Origin of the sequence: Streptomyces sp. NPDC058701 (assembly GCF_042715295.1) — a bacterium.
In the GTDB taxonomy this organism is placed as follows: Bacteria; Actinomycetota; Actinomycetes; order Streptomycetales; family Streptomycetaceae; genus Streptomyces.
The window spans coordinates 1-3,547 of the sequence record NZ_JBHXSY010000118.1 but is presented as its reverse complement, the minus strand read 5'-3'; the positions used below and the strand labels follow the sequence as shown (position 1 = coordinate 3,547).

Below are 3,547 nucleotides of genomic sequence, written 5' to 3'. Positions count from 1 at the left end.
CCTGGTCGCGGGCGGTGTGGAGCGCGATGCTGAAACAGCAGCGGTCCGGATCGGTGCCGGGGAGGGACTCGGCGGCGTCAACCATCACGGTGCGTAGGGCCTGGTAGAGGGTGAGCAGGGACCACATCTCCTGCTCGATGCCTGCCGGGTCGCCCGAGCGCAGGTTGCGCCCGTTCATGATCGTGTGGCGGAGCGCGTAGTACGCGGATTCGTGTTCCCACCGCTGGTGATAAAGGCCCACCAGTACGGTGGCGGGGTAACGGCGGGCGTCGGTCAGGGTCGTGACCAGCCGGTAGGACCCGGTGAAGGATGTGCCATCCGCGCAGGTCATGGCGATCTGTGCGTCGATGATCCGCACTTTCACGGTGCCGATCACCGAAAGGTAAGAGCCATCGGCGAGGCGGGTGAGGACCGGCGTGCGCCGGTTGCTGCGGAGTCGGCCCAGGGCCTGGGCGCCGGTGTCGGTGACCTTCGCGAGGAAGGCGTTGCTGTCGAATCCCTTGTCCCAGAGCACCAGCATGTCCGGCCGCAGTAGATGCAGCAGTCGGCCAGCGTAGCTTGTCTCGCCCTCGGCGGTGGGGCCGAACACGGCGCCGACCAGGGCCCGGGTGCCGGTCTCGATCAGCGTCATCAACTCCAGCGTCGGATAGCCATGATGCGAAGTCCTGCCCAGCCAGACCCGGTTCCGCTCGGAATCGGGAACTCTCAGCGAACTGCAGCCGTCGAACGACACCGTCCGGTACGGACCGAAACGCACTCCTGGGGTCGTCCGCTGGGCCAGTGGCCCAGCCAGTACCTCGAACAACGCCCGCACCGGCGCGCTACCGAGTCGCCGGCGCAGGTCACGCAACGCTTTCGCCGATGGACAGACCACCGGCATCCCGGACAGGCCGACGGTCAGCTTGGCCCAGACGAGCTGGTAGCCGACCTCGGGGAACAGGCACATCGCGAGCAGGAAGTAGACCCCGACCCGCGAGGGAAGATCACGCAACCGCCGCTGCACCGTCCGCGTGTCCGCAAGGACCGCGTCCACGAGCTCGAACGGCACGACCGCGGTTAGCTCCCCCAGATGCCCGGGAGCGAACCGGCCCGCGGCCACGGTGACCGTTCGGGTGATGGCCGTCAGTGCAGACCGCAGGACACAATGGCGGGGCAACGGAGCTCCTTCGGGACAAGCTGTCTTGGACGACTGCCTGTACCAACGAGCTCCGTTGCTTCGCGTCGAGAATCCTTCAACTTACTTGCGTGACCTGCGAAAACGTTAACTACCCGGCCTTGGGTCAAGGCCCGTCCGGCCCCTGTCCGCCGGAACAGACTTAAGGGCCTCCTGGCCAGCGCCCCCGGTGTTCGCGACGCCGACACCGATGCGTACGTTCGTGACACGCACAAGGCCCGCCAACGGCGCCGGGCGATCGCGGAGCAGCACGTAAGCGCTCCCGCGCGGCGTCTGGCAATATCGCGGGGGTGAGCCGGGGTGCCGTCCGGTTCAGCCCCGCGGCGGCCGAGCCTGTCATACCGGTGGTCCCTGCCCATGGGGAACGGGCAGGGACCACCATGCATGCCGGTGTACTCGAACGACATCGGCGTAGCGGCCACTCAAGGCGCTGTCATCACGCTAACCCCACACGGCCGGAAATATAAACCCTGTGTGGCTGGAAGATGAGCACACGTAACAGGCGGGCGTAGATAGTTCCCCCGTGCGGCAGGCCTCGGTAGTCTCCGGCGCGGCCGCGGAGCTGTTGCACTGCGGCCGGCACGTCGCGAAGGCCATGACGGGTCGGGATAGTTCAGGAGCTGGTCGGCAGTGTTGGGGCTGCATGGCCGTCCCCACGGCCATGCAGCCCCTGGGGCGTCATGCCCTCCGCCCTGCTGGGGCGACCGCCTGCCACGGTCAGACCCGCCCGGCCCGCCCTGACCTGGGGCGGGAGGCTATGACGCAGACGCGTCCGCGCCAGCACAGCAGCCAGAAGGCACAACGGGCTGGAATGTGGGCTGCCCGCGACGGGGCCATCAGTCGCGGGAAGCCCACAGCGACCCACGGGGGAAACCGATGTTTGATCGCGACACCAATCGGATCACGAAACAGGGCCATCCCATGGAGTAATAGCCACTCCATCACGCGCGCGCCCGGCAGCCCCGCGCCTCGGCTGTACAGCCCCCTGCTCAGGTGGCAGCCATCCGCAGGGCCATGTCCGCGCAGCTCGCGCCCCACGGCACCATTACTCCGGTCCTTGACGAGAGAAGAACGCTTGCCGTCCGTATGATCACCAGTCATGAGCGCCGAACGCCGTCTCCTAGGCCACGGCCCACAGGATCCCGTCACTCCCCGGCACAGGGCCGAATCCGGCCCTCGGGTCCGCGCCGCCGAAGCCGATATCGACAACACTGCGCTGTACCGGCCAGGCAGACTGAGGTATGAGGTTCCCCCGGTGTGCGGGGGTTCAGCTTGGCGGCGGGACCGTTCGGAGACCACGGGCAGGAACTTCAGCTCGCAGTCGTCCTCGACAGCGGTGACGTACTCGTGCTCCAGCGCGGCCAGGCAGGCGGCGATCTGGTCGCTGCGCCGGGAGATCCAGCGAATCAGCTCGTTCGGCACCCCGGCGATCTCCATCACCGGTCGGCGCCCCGCGGTGTCGGTACGGGGCTCGGTCGCCAGCCCGAGCACCTCGCAGACCTCAGCGGCCACGAGCTCGTTGTAGAGCGCGGACGTGGCAACCGTGTTCCCGTGCAGGGCCGTGGTGTGGGTCGAGCCCCACTTACCGTCCAGGCGCTGTCCCTTAACCGACAGCAGCAGATGCTCATGCAGCAAAGCTTCCCGGAGCGCGCCTCGTAGTGGCAGAAGTGGGCGGCGACCAGGCCGCCGGGCGGCCGGACCTGGTAGATGCCGTCCTTGTCGTAGCGGATCACCGCGACCTCGTCCTCGATCCCATCCAGCACCCGCTCGATCGCGCGCTCGTGCGTGGCCTCGATCACCAGCCGGGTCTCCTCATCCCCCAGCGCCCATAGAAGGTAGATCGTCGGCTGCGGCCAGAAGGCGAAATCGACGCTCGTGGCCATCACGCGTCGGGCGGTCACCTCCTTCCACGGCAGGGCCTTAATGGCCGCGTGGAGGTTCGGCTGGTTGCCCTTGACGACCGCGGATCGGGGAGAGTACCCAGCCGAACGTTCATGTCGGGGAGTTCACACTGCCGACGTGAGGGCGATTTGACCAAACAAGCGGTGGCAGACTGCCGGCACATCAAGGCTCCGGTGGTCGCGCGACTTGTGAGGTCTCCTTGATCATCGGAGCTTCGTTGTGTCCGGGACTGCCGTATTGAAGGTCCGTCACACCCATGTGACATGCTGCTTCTCCCAAAGGGCAGGATTATGAATTAGCCCTGCCCTGGACGGCAGGAGCGCGCGGTTCGCGCACCGGGGGGCTCCGGCGGCCCACTTGCCCTCCACAGACCCCGCATCAGCCTCAACCGCACGACCGTCATCGCCAAAGTCGCCCTTAGATCGTGTCCTATGTGGTTAGGCGGATCAGCCGTTTGTAGCAGCAGAGGGT

2 protein-coding genes and 1 pseudogene are annotated in these 3,547 nt (G+C 67.0%); all 3 read right to left on the bottom strand.

All coding sequences use genetic code 11. From position 1 onward, the window contains the following. A partial coding sequence (locus ACFWW8_RS38265) for an IS4 family transposase (protein WP_386537483.1) occupies positions 1–1,048 on the bottom strand: 1,048 nt, incomplete at its 3' end. 843 nt (positions 1,049–1,891) lie between these two features. Further along, positions 1,892–2,809: a relaxase domain-containing protein gene (locus ACFWW8_RS38260; RefSeq protein WP_386537481.1), complete on the bottom strand. Its 918-nt coding sequence runs from the start codon at positions 2,807–2,809 to the stop codon at positions 1,892–1,894. A 17-nt stretch (positions 2,810–2,826) separates the two neighbouring features. Continuing rightward, positions 2,827–3,057: pseudogene (locus tag ACFWW8_RS38255) on the bottom strand (relaxase domain-containing protein); the annotation flags it as partial. Between the last annotated feature and the right edge of the window lie 490 nt (positions 3,058–3,547).